Origin of the sequence: Hungatella hominis (assembly GCF_014288005.1) — a bacterium.
Taxonomy (GTDB): Bacteria; Bacillota; Clostridia; order Lachnospirales; family Lachnospiraceae; genus Hungatella; species Hungatella effluvii.
The window spans coordinates 438,468-454,026 of the sequence record NZ_JACOPB010000001.1; the positions used below are offsets into that span (position 1 = coordinate 438,468).

Genomic DNA, 15,559 nt, shown 5'->3' on the forward strand with positions numbered 1-15,559 from the left:
GCGGAGGGGGATGCTGGTGAAACAGACGGGCAAATATCTGCTCCTGTTTGTAACAGGGGGCCTTCTATATAATATCATAGAGATTTTACTGCGTGGCTGGAGTCACTGGACCATGTTCATTCTGGGCGGCGTCTGTTTTATCTGCCTTGGTTTGATCAATGAACTGCTTCCGTGGACGCTGCCCCTGTGGAAGCAGATGCTTCTGGGGGCGGCGATCATTACATATTTTGAATTGATTACGGGGTGTATCGTCAACATCTGGCTGGGGTGGAATATCTGGGATTACAGCGGACTGCCCGGTAACATCCTTGGGCAGATCTGCCCGCAGTTTTCCTTCTTATGGCTCTGGATCAGCCTTGCCGGGATTGTTCTGGATGACTGGCTGAGATACTGGCTTTTCGGAGAGGAGCGGCCCCGTTACAGACTTGTATGAGACGACCGCTAACGTGAGCCGGGACACGACTGTCCACGAACTGTCATATGATATCTTAGAGACGCTTATGTTTGCGCATGAAAGGAGCGGCTTTCAACAGTGGAAGACGTCAGCCTCCCTTCGGCCGGAAACATGAGGAAAGGAGATAATCAGATGAAAGATATCACATTGTGCCATCCCCGTCTGCAGGTATTGGCCGCCAATATGGTGGAAGAGTGCAGAAAACAGGGACTGGCAGTTAAAATAGGCGAGACGCTGCGCACCAGAGCGGAGCAGGATGCGCTTTACGCACAGGGCCGTACAAAACCAGGCAGTATCGTGACCAATGCGCCGGGAAGCTCTTACAGTTCGTTTCATCAGTGGGGAACCGCCTTTGACATCTATCGAAATGACGGGCAGGGAGCCTATAACGAGTCCGGCGGCTTTTTCGAAAAAGCCGGCGCGGTAGGTGTGTCGTTGGGCCTCATATGGGGCGGAAACTGGAAATCGATCGTGGACAAGCCGCATTTTCAGCTGGCCGATTGGGGCAGCTCCACGGAGGGGATCAAACGGCTGTACAAAGACCCTGCTGAATTTATGAAAACCTGGGTTACGGGAAAGGCAAAGACAGGCTGGATTGAAGATGTGTACGGCCGCTGGTACCGCCATGACGACGGAAGCTATACGAAAAATGACTGGGAAAAGATCGACGGTAAATGGTACTGGTTCAATGAATCGGGATACGCCTACCGCAGCCAGTGGGTGCTGAGTAAAGAGAAATGGTATTATTTAGGCGAGGACAATGCCATGGTTACAGGCCTTCAGGTGGTCGATAACAGCGCATACTTTTTTGATGAAACCGGGGCAATGGCTACCGGGAAGATTACGCTGGAGACAGACGAAAAGGGAGCACTGCGCGGCTGAGAAGCCGGCGGAAAGGCGGCAGGAGTTTTTGAAACTGCCGCCTTAAAATGGTAAAAGATCAGGGGACCGGAGAGGGATTGCACTCAGCTGTTCCCTGGCTTTTCCGTTTATGAAGTGTCTCCCGGTGTCATTTAAAATACTGGGAGTATGCAGACAGAAATAAATCATACTCATTTTTCTCTGTAATCCAGATAATTACGTAGTATTCTTCGATTCCAAGGCGGGAATAGGCTTCCAGTCGATGATTGCCGTCATTTAACTCGAATTCCCCCTCGGTTTTGCCGTCCTCGATCAGGTAGTGGACGATTAATGGGGGCATATCCGTTTCTTTCTTAAGAACCTCCGATAGCTCGTTTACATGCTTCTCAAACCATTCCTCATTAATCCGCCATTTCATGTTTTCTTCAGGGCCGCAGCAGCGGGTCAAGAGCGATAAGGGCATTTATAGTATTCATCAGCTAACTGTTCAACGCTGGCGCCCGCATTAAATTTTGACTTGATGTCACGATTGCGTTCTATGAGATACTGTTTATATCCCGACGTCTCGCCCCATGCACGTTTTTTGTCACTCGATGGGATATAGACCAGCTTGCCGGATACGTACTTCTGTATTTGCTTTAATAGCCGTTCGGGAAAGATATCTCTGCCGTTTTCGTATTTCAATTCTATCATCTCCTTTCAAGAGTATTCTATCGGAGTATTGCTGTATTTGATATAGAACGAATTTGTATAGTTGTTTTTTACCTATGATTTTGCAGGGGAGGCAGCACGCAGCCGACAAAAAGAACCGGTGTGTCAACACGGTAGCGGTGGGGAATACAGGTACATTAGAGCATCAGCAGCATGCATAAAGGGCAGGATAAGCCACTGGAAGGTAAGTCAGGATTTCTCAGATAAAATAAACGTCTGTATATATTTATCCATATTAGAGAAAGCCTGCTTTTTCAACTGCTTCTGAAGAAAAATCAGCAGGACACAAACCGCTAGACCGCATAGCCCGCCAAAAAAGCCGGGAAGCGTAAAACTGAAGATGCCAATACATGAAATACCGGCCAGGATTATAAGGATAAGCGCGTGAATGAACGTTAAAAACCTGTCCCTTATATAGGTTAATTCAAGCAGAGAGTCGGAACAGTCTACGCGAAATGTGCAGTGAAACCGATAGATTCCGTTTTCTATAGTTTTTATCGTTCTGATTCCGGGAATTGCATTTTTATTGTGGTAACGGCTGATTATGTACCAGGAGTCCATACGTGCTGTCTGCGAAGATGAGAAGCGTTTCAATAATTCCCATTCTTTCATGTGACAATGGTAGGTAAGTTGTGATTTCATAAGATCTCCTTATTGGAAATTACATGCCTTCGCAGAACATAGGCAACACTATCTTTTCCATTCCATCGGCGTAAACCTAAGGCTATTAACCGTCTGCTCCACATCTATATCATGGAGACCTAACTTGTGATATACGGGACGGAATGGGGGTGATAAGACAGGTATCGAACTGATTAAAATGATTTTAACATACAATGAACGAAATGGATACAAAAAGTGAGGGCGGTGAGTAGAGAAGCCTGTCATATTGAAGGTGTGTTCCCCTTATTTTGTAAGAGATTTCATAAAATTTATACTTTCTCCTGCGATCACATCCGGCATTTCGTCGTGAACGTAGTGGCCGCAGTCTAAAAACATATAGTGGGCATTCTCAAAGGATGAAAGATAATCTGTTACAGTATCCCACCAGCCGGGAGTTACCTGGGAACCATCGGAAATGAAATAGTAAACAGGGATTTTTACGGGTTTACCCAGACTGTCAACGTTTACGGCATTATCATAACAGGATCTGGCCTCGTCAGCCATGCTGCCGGTCATAAAGCTGCGCATAACAACCGCTCTGTACATTCCCTTTTCTTCATCAGATAAGACATCCATAGTCATGGCCGGGTCCGTATTGTAGATTTCAGGCTGAAGCCGCACCAGACCGGACCGGTAAAAGAACGAAAGCAGTTTCATATGATCGGCGGTGTCCTCCAGCAATTGCTTTCCCCAGGAAAGATAAAGGGTGGGCACTGCGGCATCAAGGCCGATGATGGCTTTTACCTCATCGGGATATTTCTGTCCCCAATAGAGCGCTTCGATGCCGGACAAAGAGTGAGGAAACAGAATATAGGGACCATTTTCCCCGGACAGCGTCAGGGCCGAGCGTGTCTCCTCCAGCACGGTATCGATATCCCTGGGAACGTCAGCGGTCTCGCTGAACCCATAACCGGCTCTTTCCACGACTACGATGTGGTACTGATCGCTTAATCTGCTGTAGAGCGCCTTAAAATCCAGAGCAGGGGCAGCAGTTCCCGAGCCGGACAGAAATACAAGTGTTTCATTGCCATTGCCTTCGCCATACACATGCATCTGGTGGCCATTTACTTCCACCATTTTTCCGACAGGCGGATAGTTTCTGCTTTCGTCCCATAGACTGATTTTATGAAAGCCATATAAGGCCCCGCAGAGGATTACAGGTACTGCCAGCAGAAATAGTATAATTCTTAGGATTCGTCGTCTTAAACGCATTTGTTATTACCTCCTCAACCATTTTAGTCTATCACATAAGGCCCAGTTGCTGTAACTGCCTGACGGGCAACTTTCGGTTGCATTGACTAATATATTTCCATTGCAGCGTGACATTGGGGCAATCTTCATGGTTTGCGGACTCTGGAAGCAGAGACGGCAATTTGTGATTGGCTGATTCTCATGTATAGGCTATAATAGAATCCAGAAGAGTTCAATCAATCACAGAATAAGGAGGCTCAAATGAAAAAGACGTTTGAGAGCTGCGGACATTCTTTTGACGCAGAATTTTTTCCGGCCGAAAGCTCTTGTATGATCCGTTTCTATGACAGCAAAAATGAAGACTTTGGCGGTTCTCTCCATGATTTGGTGATTGCAGAACCGAGTTACGGTTTTTTGCTTGTACAGTATATCGGCGATGATGCTGTTATGAGCGGAGTGTTAAATGAAAAGTATTTTTCGAAAAATATGACGGAGGATATCCTCTGTTTTCTGGAGGACAGTCTGCCGCAATGCAGAAATGTCTACTTCCCGTATCATATCGATTTTGCTGCGGTTACCGGATGTGATGAGTACAATGGGGAGTATTCTGCCTGAGCGATCGGGCGCGATTTGCAGTTTCCAGCATATGGTTCCCCATGTGCCGGAAGAAGTCCGTTCAGAGAATCGTAAAGAATCAGAAATAAAAAGCACCCGGCTAATTCGGATGCTTAAAATTGAATTCAATTTGATTGTAATCCTCAGTATCAGCCACAAAAGGTTTACCGACCGACAGCTTTTCGTTGATTTCCCTCTGTGTTACGTAATATTCATTTCTAGCCTTCATTAAGATCGAGGCGCGGGAATCCTGAGATGAGTTTTGGAACCAGTAGAGCAGCAGCGACTCTTCTTCAGATAACAGCTTTTCGACTACGGTTCCTGCTTCTTCGGGTCTCAATGCAGTAATGAGAGGTTGGTTCAGTTCTGGTAAATCAAATAGATTGTAGATCGTCGTTCCCAGTGCCTTCGCGATGGTCTCCATGTAAGCGGTTTTTACATTGATGACAGTTCCGTTGATAATTCGATTAAGAGTGGTAGCTGGGATACCTGTTAAAGCAGATAGCTGTGTTTTATTAATATCCTTTAGCTTCATATACATTAAGATTTTATTGTTTACCATTTGTGCAACCCTCCATAATGAATTATAGCAGAAATGGAAAAAAATGTAAATAAATGTCGAATGGATGGAGGGGGAGAATTTATTTTCGTATATAATAGAGCAGAGCACAATTCAAGTGTAAACAGTCAGATTATCCGTAAGCTGAAGCAAAAAGGTTGGGTGAAGCAGGTTTGCAATGAGCATAACAACAGGAAATATAATCTGTTTTTTACCGAGGCAGGCTGGCAGGTATTTCGCGATCATGATAATTTTAGGAAGTCCTGTTATAAACGCACCTTTCAGGGATTGGCGGCTGGTTTGGCAGCACCGATAGTAATACTTTCGCACGAAAGAACTCGGGCGTCTAACCGAATATTCATATCTGTATCTGTAACAGTTTTTGAATAAAAGAACTATTTCTGTGAATACTTTTCGTATATTATGGATATACGAGGTATTTTGCTATGAATAATAATAGAGACAGAGTTTTGTTATTTACAGAGGAGTTTACGAAAAAACACGGGTATACGCCAACAACATATCAAATTTCAAATGAACTGTATATACCGCATGATAAGGTATTCTCTATAATGGAAGCTTTAAGGGCCGATGGGAAAATCCAGATCAACAGGCCGTTATAAGCATCTTGAATCAGTTTCTCTCGCAGTATACAAATATATAGGGTTAAAATGATCGAAAATAAGAGAGTAGCCTATGGTATTCGCTTTTCTTTCAATAGTTCTGCAGAGTTGTATCTTTTTGCGGTCCGTCCAAATATCGTGATAGCTAGCGTAAAAAACACCAGTTTTGTGTTATTATATTGGCGACGAAACCAAACGACACAAATCGAAGGCTTTATGAAGAATCCAAAGGATATGGCAGCATTTATCTATGGAATCCGTGACGAGGTGATTTTGCTTGGGCTGGATATCATCCGAGAGACCCTGGAAGACTGTGAGATTGTAAAAACAGGCCAAAAGAAACTAGTTACATCACTGGGTAAAGTCTCGTTCCGATAACACTGTTTAAACGCAAGGAGACCGGAGAGAGATGCTATCTGCTGGAAAGGATTATGGGAATAGACAGCCATGAGCGTCTGACCGAAGATTCACAGCCTGAAGTTTCCGGAAGAGTCAAAACCGGTATAAAAGAAGGCTGTGAACTATCTGTAGCTTATCTTTATTTTTGATAATCGTAAGTAGCATTTTATTTAAAGTCCCAGGAACGGGCATAGAAAAACCACCCTTTCAACATAGCCTATATCCTCCAGCCCGTCCCATAACATTATCTCTGCCATTTCGTCATTTGCTCCGCTTACGAACGGCCTGAGAGCATCTAATTTTCCATAATACGCAGCTTGGTATATTATATCCTTTTTTGCTGTTTTTACTTTAAACAGCCCTTTAAATACTAATTTATCCACTGTTTGATGTGTTTCTTCAAATAGCTCTCTAACTGCAGCTTGCCTTGCTGTTTCTTTTTCTTCAATTCCTCCGGCTGGAAACTCCCATTGACCTCTCCATGAATTATATCCTATTAAGAACATACCATTTACAGTGATTATTGCAAATGCACCTGTTACATTAGGATACATCCTTTAACCTCGTTACATAATATTTTATCTGACTCCCAAAATGCTATTTTGTCATATGATATATCACATTCTTTAAGTGAATCTTCAAAGTTAAAGCAGTCTGATATTGAAAAGAAGTTATGCATTGATATATTATGTTCTTCCGAATCGATATATAAATAATTCTCAAGAAACCGTATCCAATCAGAATAGCTTAAATTATAATGTACATCATCAGCATATTCAAAGTTAACACTTACTCCGATAGGGGCCTTTGAGTTGTTAGTCCAAATCAAAAGTTATCAAAACATTTTAAAACAAAAGCCCTAAAAACCTAATAAAATCAAGGCTTTCAGGGCTCGAAAGAGTAGCGGAAGGGAGATTTGAACTCTCGACACCACGGGTATGAACCGTGTGCTCTAGCCAACTGAGCTATTCCGCCATATGAAATTGTTTGATAAATAAGTAGTTTATTTATCAGTGGGACCTACAGGGCTCGAACCTGTGACCCTCTGCTTGTAAGGCAGATGCTCTCCCAGCTGAGCTAAGATCCCATGCTTGTCTCAGAACTTTTTGTTTCTGTGTTCCCGACTGCTTTGCTAGTATAATATGAATTGTGTAAATTGTCAACACTTTTTTGGAAATATTTTTAAGAAAATTTTATTATTCATTTTATATGATTTATGATATACTTAAGATTAGCAAATGGTGGAGGGATTCCATGTACTATTTTATCATAAACCCAAACGCGCGATGCGGGCGGGGGAAGAACGTATGGAAAAAACTGGAAAGGATTCTGGAGCGTGAGAACGCCCAGTATCAGGCGTATATAACTGAGAAGCCGGGAGATGCGAAGGTTTTTGCCAGAAAGCTGACAGAAGGGTGCAGGGAACCGCACGTAATCGTTGCAGTCGGCGGGGATGGCACTGTCAACGAGATTCTGGATGGTCTTTCTTTCTGCAGCCCCGTTACCTTAGGTTATATTCCTGCCGGTTCAGGCAATGATTTAGCTAGAAGCTTGAAATTGCCGAGAAAACCGGGACGCTGTCTAAAGAAGATTCTGTCTCCAAAGTACCATAAGCAGTTGGATTACGGAGTGCTTACATATGGAGGAGATGAGATTTCCTGCAGAAGATTTATGGTCAGCGCAGGTATTGGCATGGATGCGGCGGTTTGTCATAACATTCTTTATTCCAGGACAAAGGGAATTTTAAATAAGCTTCATATAGGAAAGCTGACCTATCTTTTGATCGGTGTCAAACAGCTCTTGCTTGCAAAGCCTGCTAAGGGCTATTTGCTGTTGGATGGAGTTCAGAAGGTGGAGTTTAATCATGCCTATTTTATTTCCGCACATATTCATCCGTATGAAGGCGGCGGTTTTAAATTTGCGCCGGATGCCAGCTATGACGATGGAAAACTTTCCATTTGTGTAATGAATAACAGAAAAAAGAGAAAACTAATACCGGTGCTTTTAAACTCCATGTTTGGAAGGCAGTCCCATAATAAGGGAACCCGGTTTTATACATGCGGGGAGGCCATGGTTCATGTGGATAAGCCGATGGCGGTTCATGTGGATGGAGAGAGCTGTTTCTGTCAGAACGACATACAGCTGCGCTGTATCAAAAAGGCGGTCCGCATGATTGTTTAATATTTTATTTAGAAATACAGTCAGAATTTAATTTTAATCCTGGCAACCGGATAAAATGGCAGCACAGCTGCTATGTTATTCTGTTTTTTGTATTCTGGACTTAGAATGTAAATTAAAATAAATATACAGATTTCAGAAAGGATATTAAGATATCATATGAGAATCGGACAGGGATACGATGTACACAAATTGACGGACGGAAGAGATTTGATTCTCGGAGGAGTAAAGGTCCCCTATGAAAAAGGACTTTTAGGCCATTCTGACGCGGACGTGTTAGTTCACGCGGTGATGGACGCCCTGCTCGGCGCGGCGGCGCTGGGGGATATCGGGGAACATTTTCCGGATACGGATCCGGCTTATAAGGGAATATCCAGCGTGGAACTCTTAAAGCGCGTCGGAACGCTTCTTGAAGAGAAGGGGTACGTGATCGAGAACATCGATGCGACAATCATTGCTCAGAGGCCCAAACTTAAGGATTACAGACCGCAGATGGCGGAGAATATCGCTGCCGCCCTTGGAATACCGGCAGACCGCGTCAGCGTAAAGGCAACGACCGAGGAAGGTCTGGGCTTTACGGGCAGCGGGGAAGGAATTTCAGCACAGGCAATTACCTTATTGACGACAGTGGGGGATTACTGTTATGATGATAAAATCATGGACAGCGGCTGTCAGGGCTGTAGTGGTGGCTGCTGCGGGAAATAATCAAACAGGAGGGAACTATGAAAATTTTTAATACATTGACGAGGCAGAAGGAAGAATTTGTGCCGCTGGAACCGGGAAAGGTCAAGATGTATGTCTGCGGACCGACGGTATACAACTTCATTCATATAGGAAATGCGAGGCCGATGATCGTGTTTGATACGGTCAGACGGTATTTTGAATACAAGGGCTACGAGGTGAATTTTGTTTCCAACTTTACCGATGTGGACGATAAGATCATAAAGAAGGCCATTGAAGAGGGCGTGGATGCTGATACCATTTCCAAGCGTTATATCGAAGAATGCAAGAAGGACATGGAAGGACTGAATGTGAAGCCGGCCACGAAGAATCCGCTCGCTACAGAGGAAATCTGCGGGATGCTGGATATGATCGGCAGTCTGATCGAGAGCGGCCATGCTTACGTGGCAGCCGACGGAACCGTTTATTTCCGTACAAAATCATTTGACGGCTATGGAAAGCTGTCCCATAAGAATATCGAGGATCTGCAGTCCGGCTTCCGTGAGATCAAGGTGACGGGAGAGGAAGGCAAAGAGGATCCGACGGATTTTGTTCTCTGGAAGCCCAAAAAAGAAGGGGAACCTTACTGGGAGTCCCCATGGTGCGAGGGACGTCCTGGCTGGCATATCGAGTGTTCTGTCATGTCCAAGAAGTATTTGGGCGACCAGATCGATATCCATGCGGGCGGAGAGGACCTTGTCTTTCCGCATCATGAGAATGAGATTGCTCAGAGTGAGTCGGCTAACGGCAAAGAGTTTGCAAAATACTGGATGCACAATGCATTTTTAAATATTGATAACAGGAAGATGTCGAAATCCCTGGGCAATTTCTTTACTGTCAGGGAGATCAGCGAGAAGTATGATTTATCGGTGCTTCGTTTCTTTATGCTGAGCGCTCACTACAGAAGCCCGCTGAATTTCAGTGCGGAGCTGATGGAATCTTCCAAGAATGGATTAGAGCGAATTCTGACTGCGGTTCAAAAGCTTAAGGATCTGGAGAGCAGCGCGGCAGGCGATTCGTTTAAAGAAGGCGAGAGCAGGGAAGCTGTTGACGAGCTGGTTGCAAAGTATGAGGCAGCCATGGATGACGATTTTAACACCGCAGATGGTATTTCTGCTGTCTTTGAACTCGTCAAGCTGAGCAATTCCACAGCAGGGCCAGACAGTTCCAGGGCTTATGTAGTATATTTGAAAGAGACCATCGAAAAGCTGTGCGACGTGCTGGGCATCGTCACCGAGAAAAAGGAAGAGATACTGGATTCTGAGATCGAAGAGATGATTGCGGCGAGACAGCAGGCGAGAAAGGATAAGAATTTCGCGCTGGCCGATGAGATTCGCGGACAGCTTCTTTTAAGGGGAATCGTTCTGGAAGACACCAGAGAAGGTGTAAAATGGAAGAGGGCGTAAGAGAAGAGGTCGGTTTCCAGACCTTTTGCAATGAGGCGCTGAGGCTGAAGGAGATGGATCCGAGGACGTATTCTCCGCTGGCGCTGGCCTATATCGGAGATGCCGTTTATGAACTGATTGTCCGCACCATGGTGATCAATCATGGAAGCATTCAGGTGAACAAGATGCATAAGAAGAGTGCGTCGCTGGTCAATGCAGGTACTCAGGCAGAGATGATACGGCTCATTTTGGAAGAGCTTACCGAAGAAGAGACGGCGGTCTACAAACGTGGACGCAATGCTAAGTCGGTGACGACGGCGAAGCATGCGACCGTGGTGGACTACAGAACGGCTACGGGCTTTGAGGCGCTTTGCGGTTACCTCTACCTGACGGGCCGTCTGGAGCGGCTGGTCACACTGATCAGCCACGGATTTGAGAAAATAGGAGAACTGGAATGACGGAAGAATTTATAATAGAAGGAAGAAACGCCGTGCTGGAGGCATTCCGTGCGGGAAAGACCATTGATAAGCTTTATGTGCAGGATGGTGTAAAGGACGGTCCTATCCAGTCCATTATCAGAGAGGCGAAAAAACAGGATACGATCGTGAATTTCGTTTCCAGGGAACGTTTGAATCAGATGTCGGAGGAAGGCCATCACCAGGGAGTGATCGCACATGCTGCGGCTTATGAATATGCTGAAGTAGAAGACATTTTGAAGGCGGCTGAGGAAAAAGGGGAACCACCGTTTATTTTCCTGCTGGATGGGATTGAGGATCCCCATAATCTGGGCGCGATCATCCGTACGGCTAACTTAGCGGGGGCCCATGGAGTGATTATTCCAAAACGCCGCGCTTCCGGCCTTACTGCGGTAGTGGCAAAGACCTCAGCGGGAGCCCTCAACTATACACCGGTGGCGAAGGTGACAAACCTGGCGGCCACGATTGAAGAGTTGAAGGAAAAGGGACTTTGGTTCGTCTGTGCGGATATGAACGGCGAACTGATGTACCGGCTGAATTTAAAAGGGCCTGTCGGTCTGGTGATCGGCGGCGAAGGAGACGGTGTGGGAAGACTCGTCAGGGAAAAATGCGACATGGTTGCATCGATCCCCATGAAGGGCGATATCGACTCGCTGAATGCTTCCGTGGCCGCGGGTGTGCTCGCTTACGAGATCGTCAGACAGCGTCTGGGCTAGTGCCGCCCGGCACCAGGGCCTGTTTCTATGTGAGATGGAGATGAAGAAAGATGAAGAAGAATAGAATTGTGGTTCTGACCGCCTGCACCGCGCTTATGGTGTCGGTGAGCGGCTGCCAGAGCCAGAAGGCATCTGTGGCTGAATCGCAGACGATTGCCGCAGAGAGTACGGCTGCGCTGGCTGAAGAACCGGAGAGCCTGGCTGTCGTGACTGTCGAAGAGGAAGCGGTTCCGCTGTATTCAAAGCCGGCAGGGAGCAACGTGAGAACGCCGCAGGCTTCCGGTACGACGACTTACAGCAATAACTCTGTGACACTGGATGCGTCCAATCTGTCCCAGGGCTATGTGATGGTGCAGTATACGGGAGGCTCTTCCAAGATCAAGGTTCAGGTGATCAAAAGCGGCGGAGAGACGTATACGTATGATTTAAATGCCAGATCTGCCTATGAGGTGTTCCCGATGTCGGAAGGCAACGGCAGCTATACGGTGAGAGTGTTGGAACAGGTACAGGGCAACCAGTATGCGGTGAAGTTCAGCCAGGATCTGTCCGTATCTCTTGCAGACCAGTTTGCACCGTTCTTATATCCAAATCAGTATGTGAATTTCACTGCGGACAGCAGCGTAGTAAAGAAGGGCGCAGAGGTGGCCGCGTCTTCTGCGGATGCGCTGGAGGTTGTCTCGTCCGTTTACAATTATGTGGTCACCAACATTACATATGATACGGCAAAAGCCAACTCCGTTCAGTCCGGATATCTTCCGAACTGCGATTCTATCCTGTCTCAGAAAAAGGGAATCTGTTTTGATTACGCTGCGGTTATGACGGCGATGCTGCGTTCCCAGAATATTCCGACCAAGCTGGTGGTGGGATATACGGGCAGTCTGTATCACGCATGGATTAATGTTTATATCGAGGGCCAGGGCTGGGTGGACAATATCATCTACTTTGACGGCCATGACTGGAAACTGATGGATCCGACATTCGCCTCCTCCGGCAAGGGAGATCCGGCGATTGAAGAGTATATCAAGAACAGCTCGAATTATAAAGCAAAATACTCTTATTAAAATTTCATATCATAAAGGAGAAGCGATACATGGCGAAGGAATTGAAAAAACATTATTCCGCCCGGGAGCTTTCGGCTTTCTGTCTTCAGATATCTCTTCTGCTTCGCGCGGCAATCCCTCTTGACGAGGGATTGCCTGTTATGGCGGAGGATGCGGCAGATGAAGAGGAGAAAAAGATTCTGTTACATATGTCTGAGGAAGTGGAGCTGGGAAGCCCGTTTTCTGTCGTTCTGGAGCAGGTAGGAAGTTATCCGTCTTATGTGATCCGGATGGCGAAGCTGGGCGAGGAAACAGGAACCCTGGATCAGATGATGGCGTCTCTTTCAGAGTACTATGAAAAAGAATACACTCTGATGAAAAGTATCAAAAACGCGGTGACGTATCCGGTCATCATGATTTTTATGCTTTTGGTTGTCCTGTTCGTCTTGTTTACGAAGGTAATGCCTATTTTTGAAAGTGTTTATGAGCAGCTGGGAGCGCGTCTCAGCCCTGTATCTATGGCGGCGACGAGACTGGGCGGCATATTCAGCGGAGTGGCTCTTATTGCGGGGATTCTTCTGGCCGCGGCGGCTTTCGTTATCTGGCTCATGGGAAGAGGCGGCAAAAAGATACAGGCGGCTCAGCACATGATGGACCGTTTTAAGAGAAAGAGCCGGATCGCGCTGGCGGTGGCGAACCGCAGATTTACTTCTGTGCTGGCTCTGACGCTACACAGCGGTCTGGAGCTGGAAAAGGGCATGGAGCTGGCGGCTGAGCTGGTGGAAAATCCTGCGGTAGAGGAAAAGATCAAGGCCTGCGGAGAGGAACTGGAGACAGGAACCGATTATTACAGCGCTATGAAGAACACCGGTCTGTTTGGCGGATTCCATGTTCAGATGATCAAGGTGGGCGTCAGAAGCGGCCGCCTGGATGAGGTGATGGAGGAGATATCCAGAAGCTGCGAAGAGGAAGCAGATACGGCGCTGGACAACATGGTGAACCGGCTTGAACCGACGATGGTAGCCGTTCTCGCTGTGGCTGTCGGTCTGATTCTTCTCTCTGTCATGCTGCCGTTAGTCGGTGTGCTTTCAGCCATTGGATAAGAGGTGAGCCGATGAAAAGATGGAAACAGACAGGGAAGGAAATTTATGGCTACGTCCTGTCCGTACTGGTATTTCTGTGCGTGCTGGCGCTTTTTGTAACGGGAATCATGTCCTTTTCAAAGAAGGCCGATGCGAGAGGTGCGGATACGCTGCGGGATGCCATACGGAGAGCTTCCGTGCAGTGCTACGCCATTGAAGGCAGATATCCGCCCAGTGTGGATTATCTGGAGGAAAATTACGGGATTTTGATTGACCGGAATAAGTATGATGTGTTTTACAGCGGATTCGCGTCCAACTTCATGCCGGATATTACGGTCAATCTTCATGAATAATAGCTGGGAGGTGCGCGGATGGGCCGCAGAAATGATCATAAGGGACAGCTGGTGAATACATTGTTTACCATGCTTCTGTTCCTCGTATTTGTGCTCTGTGCGCTGTTTGCGGTTTTGATCGGAGGGAAGGTCTACGAGAATATCAATGCCAGGACGGAGTCGACCTACCGCGGCGATGTGGCTCTGAGCTATATTGCCAACAAGGTAAGGCAGGGCGACGAGGACGGAATGGTGGGACTGACCGAGATGGAGGGTATCACAGTCCTACAGTTGAAGCAGGAGATAAACGGTTCTGAATACGTGACTTATATATACTATAGAGATGGAAAGCTTTGGGAGCTGTTCACCGATACGGAGAGCGGTCTGGGCGTAAATGACGGCTATGAGATTCTGGAGTGCGACGAAGTGGCCATGTCCATGGAGGGGGAATTGCTTTCCGTCTCAACCAGTGGCGATGGAGGCGGCCGGATCTGGCTGTCTTTAAGAAGCGGAGGATGAAAGGATGAGCAGGAAACAGCATTCGGGTATATTTATGATGGAGATGATCATGGTGGTCTTCTTCTTCATTCTCTGCTCCAGCGTCTGCATCATGGTCTTCGTGAAAGGGGACCGGATGAGCCGGGACGCCGCAGATTTGAACCAGTCGGTACTGATTGCCCAGAGCGTGGCCGAGGTATGGAAGCTGGAGGGACCGGAGGGACTGAAACAGCGTTTTGGCGCCAGTGTCTCTTCACAGGACGACGCCTCTGGAGCAGACGGCGATGACGCATTCAAAACAGATGATGATGAAGCCTCCGGGAACCGGTATGTGATGGAATTTGATAAAAATGGAAACCTTGCGGAAAACATTCCGGAGGGCGGCGGAGACGGAAGTGCGAGTGGAAAGATTTACACAGCAGTGCTTTCGGCGGACGAAGCGGAGAGTTCGGCGGAGATAACCGTCAGCCGTGAGAAAAACAGCGTCTACACGCTCTCTGTAAGCCGCCACGAGAGAGAGCAGGGGTGACAGGAGGAAACAGATGGCTAAACAGGAGAGCGGATTTAAGGCGAATATTGGAAGTTCTTCTCTGATACTGATTTTTATCGTCATGTGTCTCGTCACGTTCGGTATGCTGTCCCTGACCTCCGCAAAGAGTGATTTAAGCCTTGCAAACAGAAACGCGGACGCAGTTACGGAGTATTACAGGGCCGATACGGAAGGCGAGGCATTCTACCGCATGGTGGCAGGGGAAGTGAAGGCGGCCTGTACCAATGCCTCAGGGCATGAGGAGCGCCTTGCGCTGCTTGAGAAGGCACTGGGAGAATACTACAGAGGCGGCGCGGCGGTGACGGAAGTGGCCATGGAGCGTGCGCAGGCACTTCATATTGAGCTGGAACCGGATTTGGACGGGGAAGGCTCGGTGCGTGTGGCGAAATGGAACGTGATACAGACGGAAGATTACGAAATAGATGACTCCATGCCGGTATGGGGCGGAACGGCTGATACAGAACAGAAATAGTCCGTTTGCGGATTCCGGCGGGAAAGAAAGACAG

Annotated in this window: 21 protein-coding genes and 2 tRNA genes; 16 read left to right on the forward strand and 7 right to left on the reverse strand. The window is 47.1% G+C overall.

What is annotated here, in order from left to right; all coding sequences use genetic code 11:
- Window positions 1-10 precede the first annotated feature (10 nt).
- Together H8S75_RS02000 and H8S75_RS02005 are read left to right on the forward strand one after the other, a co-directional pair.
- Window positions 11-433 carry a putative ABC transporter permease gene (locus H8S75_RS02000; RefSeq protein ID WP_025529931.1) on the forward strand — a complete coding sequence of 141 codons (423 nt, stop codon included), beginning with the start codon at window positions 11-13 and terminating at the stop codon, window positions 431-433.
- Between the two features lie 153 nt (window positions 434-586).
- Window positions 587-1,336, forward strand: coding sequence for a M15 family metallopeptidase (locus H8S75_RS02005; RefSeq protein ID WP_187018954.1), 750 nt, complete (start codon window positions 587-589; stop codon window positions 1,334-1,336).
- Window positions 1,337-1,463: 127 nt separating this feature from the next.
- On the opposite strand, the gene H8S75_RS02010 is transcribed toward H8S75_RS02005, so the two are convergent.
- The 3 genes from H8S75_RS02010 to H8S75_RS02020 form a co-directional block, all read right to left on the reverse strand.
- Window positions 1,464-1,733 (reverse strand): ParB N-terminal domain-containing protein, encoded by a 270-nt coding sequence (locus H8S75_RS02010; protein WP_187018956.1) that lies wholly within the window; start codon window positions 1,731-1,733, stop codon window positions 1,464-1,466.
- A 26-nt stretch (window positions 1,734-1,759) separates the two neighbouring features.
- The gene (locus H8S75_RS02015) at window positions 1,760-1,999 is read right to left on the reverse strand and encodes a CD3324 family protein (RefSeq protein ID WP_187018958.1); all 240 of its coding nucleotides are present in this window, start codon (window positions 1,997-1,999) and stop codon (window positions 1,760-1,762) included.
- 933 nt (window positions 2,000-2,932) lie between these two features.
- Complete coding sequence (locus H8S75_RS02020; protein WP_187018960.1) at window positions 2,933-3,901, reverse strand: alpha/beta fold hydrolase; 969 nt, start codon at window positions 3,899-3,901, stop codon at window positions 2,933-2,935.
- Window positions 3,902-4,141: 240 nt separating this feature from the next.
- On the opposite strand from H8S75_RS02020, the gene H8S75_RS02025 reads away from it, so the two are divergent.
- A complete protein-coding gene (locus tag H8S75_RS02025) occupies window positions 4,142-4,495 on the forward strand; it encodes a hypothetical protein (RefSeq protein WP_187018962.1) in 354 nt (117 codons plus the stop codon).
- A 100-nt stretch (window positions 4,496-4,595) separates the two neighbouring features.
- On the opposite strand, the gene H8S75_RS02030 is transcribed toward H8S75_RS02025, so the two are convergent.
- Entirely contained in the window at window positions 4,596-5,057 is a 462-nt protein-coding gene (locus tag H8S75_RS02030) for a helix-turn-helix domain-containing protein (protein ID WP_055661024.1), read from the reverse strand.
- 443 nt (window positions 5,058-5,500) lie between these two features.
- Between H8S75_RS02030 and H8S75_RS02035 the strand changes: the two genes are divergently transcribed.
- Window positions 5,501-5,677, forward strand: a complete 177-nt coding sequence (locus H8S75_RS02035) for a hypothetical protein (protein ID WP_187018963.1) — start codon at window positions 5,501-5,503, stop codon at window positions 5,675-5,677.
- 216 nt (window positions 5,678-5,893) lie between these two features.
- Window positions 5,894-6,055 (forward strand): hypothetical protein, encoded by a 162-nt coding sequence (locus H8S75_RS02040; RefSeq protein ID WP_187018965.1) that lies wholly within the window; start codon window positions 5,894-5,896, stop codon window positions 6,053-6,055.
- Between the two features lie 191 nt (window positions 6,056-6,246).
- Here H8S75_RS02040 and H8S75_RS02045 read toward each other — a convergent pair whose 3' ends face one another.
- The 3 genes from H8S75_RS02045 to H8S75_RS02055 all read right to left on the reverse strand — a co-directional run bounded on the left by H8S75_RS02045 (window position 6,247) and on the right by H8S75_RS02055 (window position 7,163).
- Window positions 6,247-6,630 carry an NUDIX hydrolase gene (locus H8S75_RS02045; RefSeq protein ID WP_187018967.1) on the reverse strand — a complete coding sequence of 128 codons (384 nt, stop codon included), beginning with the start codon at window positions 6,628-6,630 and terminating at the stop codon, window positions 6,247-6,249.
- A gap of 347 nt (window positions 6,631-6,977) precedes the next feature.
- Window positions 6,978-7,051: transfer RNA gene (locus tag H8S75_RS02050), tRNA-Met, on the reverse strand.
- Window positions 7,052-7,090: 39 nt separating this feature from the next.
- Window positions 7,091-7,163 (reverse strand) — tRNA-Val (locus H8S75_RS02055).
- Window positions 7,164-7,330: 167 nt separating this feature from the next.
- Between H8S75_RS02055 and H8S75_RS02060 the strand changes: the two genes are divergently transcribed.
- From H8S75_RS02060 to H8S75_RS02110, 11 genes are all read left to right on the forward strand, one after another.
- Window positions 7,331-8,257, forward strand: a complete 927-nt coding sequence (locus H8S75_RS02060; RefSeq protein ID WP_187018969.1) for a diacylglycerol/lipid kinase family protein — start codon at window positions 7,331-7,333, stop codon at window positions 8,255-8,257.
- Window positions 8,258-8,413: 156 nt separating this feature from the next.
- Complete coding sequence (ispF, locus tag H8S75_RS02065) at window positions 8,414-8,959, forward strand: 2-C-methyl-D-erythritol 2,4-cyclodiphosphate synthase (protein WP_002603272.1); 546 nt, start codon at window positions 8,414-8,416, stop codon at window positions 8,957-8,959.
- A 17-nt stretch (window positions 8,960-8,976) separates the two neighbouring features.
- Complete coding sequence (cysS, locus tag H8S75_RS02070; RefSeq protein ID WP_187018971.1) at window positions 8,977-10,380, forward strand: cysteine--tRNA ligase; 1,404 nt, start codon at window positions 8,977-8,979, stop codon at window positions 10,378-10,380.
- Window positions 10,365-10,817 carry a Mini-ribonuclease 3 gene (locus tag H8S75_RS02075; RefSeq protein WP_002603274.1) on the forward strand — a complete coding sequence of 151 codons (453 nt, stop codon included), beginning with the start codon at window positions 10,365-10,367 and terminating at the stop codon, window positions 10,815-10,817. Before cysS ends, H8S75_RS02075 begins: the two co-directional genes overlap by 16 nt.
- On the forward strand, window positions 10,814-11,551 hold the full coding sequence (rlmB, locus tag H8S75_RS02080; RefSeq protein ID WP_187018973.1) for a 23S rRNA (guanosine(2251)-2'-O)-methyltransferase RlmB: 738 nt from the start codon (window positions 10,814-10,816) through the stop codon (window positions 11,549-11,551). The genes H8S75_RS02075 and rlmB overlap by 4 nt, the downstream gene beginning before the upstream one ends.
- Window positions 11,552-11,601: 50 nt before the next feature.
- On the forward strand, window positions 11,602-12,612 hold the full coding sequence (locus H8S75_RS02085; RefSeq protein ID WP_243270150.1) for a transglutaminase-like domain-containing protein: 1,011 nt from the start codon (window positions 11,602-11,604) through the stop codon (window positions 12,610-12,612).
- Window positions 12,613-12,641: 29 nt separating this feature from the next.
- Window positions 12,642-13,694 (forward strand): type II secretion system F family protein, encoded by a 1,053-nt coding sequence (locus H8S75_RS02090; protein WP_187018974.1) that lies wholly within the window; start codon window positions 12,642-12,644, stop codon window positions 13,692-13,694.
- A gap of 11 nt (window positions 13,695-13,705) precedes the next feature.
- A complete protein-coding gene (locus H8S75_RS02095) occupies window positions 13,706-14,026 on the forward strand; it encodes a hypothetical protein (protein WP_187018976.1) in 321 nt (106 codons plus the stop codon).
- 18 nt (window positions 14,027-14,044) lie between these two features.
- Window positions 14,045-14,524, forward strand: coding sequence for a DUF4860 domain-containing protein (locus H8S75_RS02100; protein ID WP_187018978.1), 480 nt, complete (start codon window positions 14,045-14,047; stop codon window positions 14,522-14,524).
- A gap of 4 nt (window positions 14,525-14,528) precedes the next feature.
- The gene (locus H8S75_RS02105) at window positions 14,529-15,032 is read left to right on the forward strand and encodes a hypothetical protein (RefSeq protein WP_187018979.1); all 504 of its coding nucleotides are present in this window, start codon (window positions 14,529-14,531) and stop codon (window positions 15,030-15,032) included.
- 13 nt (window positions 15,033-15,045) lie between these two features.
- On the forward strand, window positions 15,046-15,525 hold the full coding sequence (locus tag H8S75_RS02110; protein ID WP_187018981.1) for a short-chain dehydrogenase: 480 nt from the start codon (window positions 15,046-15,048) through the stop codon (window positions 15,523-15,525).
- The last annotated feature ends 34 nt before the right edge of the window (window positions 15,526-15,559 follow it).

Excerpts from the sequence above, each read along its gene's own strand:
- H8S75_RS02000 (WP_025529931.1), top strand. The coding sequence starts at position 11 with ATGCTGGTGAAACAGACGGGCAAATATCTGCTCCTGTTTGTAACAGGG.
- H8S75_RS02005 (WP_187018954.1), top strand. The coding sequence starts at position 587 with ATGAAAGATATCACATTGTGCCATCCCCGTCTGCAGGTATTGGCCGCC.
- H8S75_RS02010 (WP_187018956.1), bottom strand. The coding sequence starts at position 1,733 with ATGAAATGGCGGATTAATGAGGAATGGTTTGAGAAGCATGTAAACGAG.
- H8S75_RS02020 (WP_187018960.1), bottom strand. The coding sequence starts at position 3,901 with ATGCGTTTAAGACGACGAATCCTAAGAATTATACTATTTCTGCTGGCA.
- H8S75_RS02025 (WP_187018962.1), top strand. The coding sequence starts at position 4,142 with ATGAAAAAGACGTTTGAGAGCTGCGGACATTCTTTTGACGCAGAATTT.
- H8S75_RS02030 (WP_055661024.1), bottom strand. The coding sequence starts at position 5,057 with ATGGTAAACAATAAAATCTTAATGTATATGAAGCTAAAGGATATTAAT.
- H8S75_RS02035 (WP_187018963.1), top strand. The coding sequence starts at position 5,501 with ATGAATAATAATAGAGACAGAGTTTTGTTATTTACAGAGGAGTTTACG.
- H8S75_RS02040 (WP_187018965.1), top strand. The coding sequence starts at position 5,894 with ATGAAGAATCCAAAGGATATGGCAGCATTTATCTATGGAATCCGTGAC.
- H8S75_RS02045 (WP_187018967.1), bottom strand. The coding sequence starts at position 6,630 with ATGTATCCTAATGTAACAGGTGCATTTGCAATAATCACTGTAAATGGT.
- H8S75_RS02060 (WP_187018969.1), top strand. The coding sequence starts at position 7,331 with ATGTACTATTTTATCATAAACCCAAACGCGCGATGCGGGCGGGGGAAG.
- ispF (WP_002603272.1), top strand. The coding sequence starts at position 8,414 with ATGAGAATCGGACAGGGATACGATGTACACAAATTGACGGACGGAAGA.
- cysS (WP_187018971.1), top strand. The coding sequence starts at position 8,977 with ATGAAAATTTTTAATACATTGACGAGGCAGAAGGAAGAATTTGTGCCG.
- H8S75_RS02075 (WP_002603274.1), top strand. The coding sequence starts at position 10,365 with ATGGAAGAGGGCGTAAGAGAAGAGGTCGGTTTCCAGACCTTTTGCAAT.
- rlmB (WP_187018973.1), top strand. The coding sequence starts at position 10,814 with ATGACGGAAGAATTTATAATAGAAGGAAGAAACGCCGTGCTGGAGGCA.
- H8S75_RS02085 (WP_243270150.1), top strand. The coding sequence starts at position 11,602 with ATGAAGAAGAATAGAATTGTGGTTCTGACCGCCTGCACCGCGCTTATG.
- H8S75_RS02090 (WP_187018974.1), top strand. The coding sequence starts at position 12,642 with ATGGCGAAGGAATTGAAAAAACATTATTCCGCCCGGGAGCTTTCGGCT.
- H8S75_RS02095 (WP_187018976.1), top strand. The coding sequence starts at position 13,706 with ATGAAAAGATGGAAACAGACAGGGAAGGAAATTTATGGCTACGTCCTG.
- H8S75_RS02100 (WP_187018978.1), top strand. The coding sequence starts at position 14,045 with ATGGGCCGCAGAAATGATCATAAGGGACAGCTGGTGAATACATTGTTT.
- H8S75_RS02105 (WP_187018979.1), top strand. The coding sequence starts at position 14,529 with ATGAGCAGGAAACAGCATTCGGGTATATTTATGATGGAGATGATCATG.
- H8S75_RS02110 (WP_187018981.1), top strand. The coding sequence starts at position 15,046 with ATGGCTAAACAGGAGAGCGGATTTAAGGCGAATATTGGAAGTTCTTCT.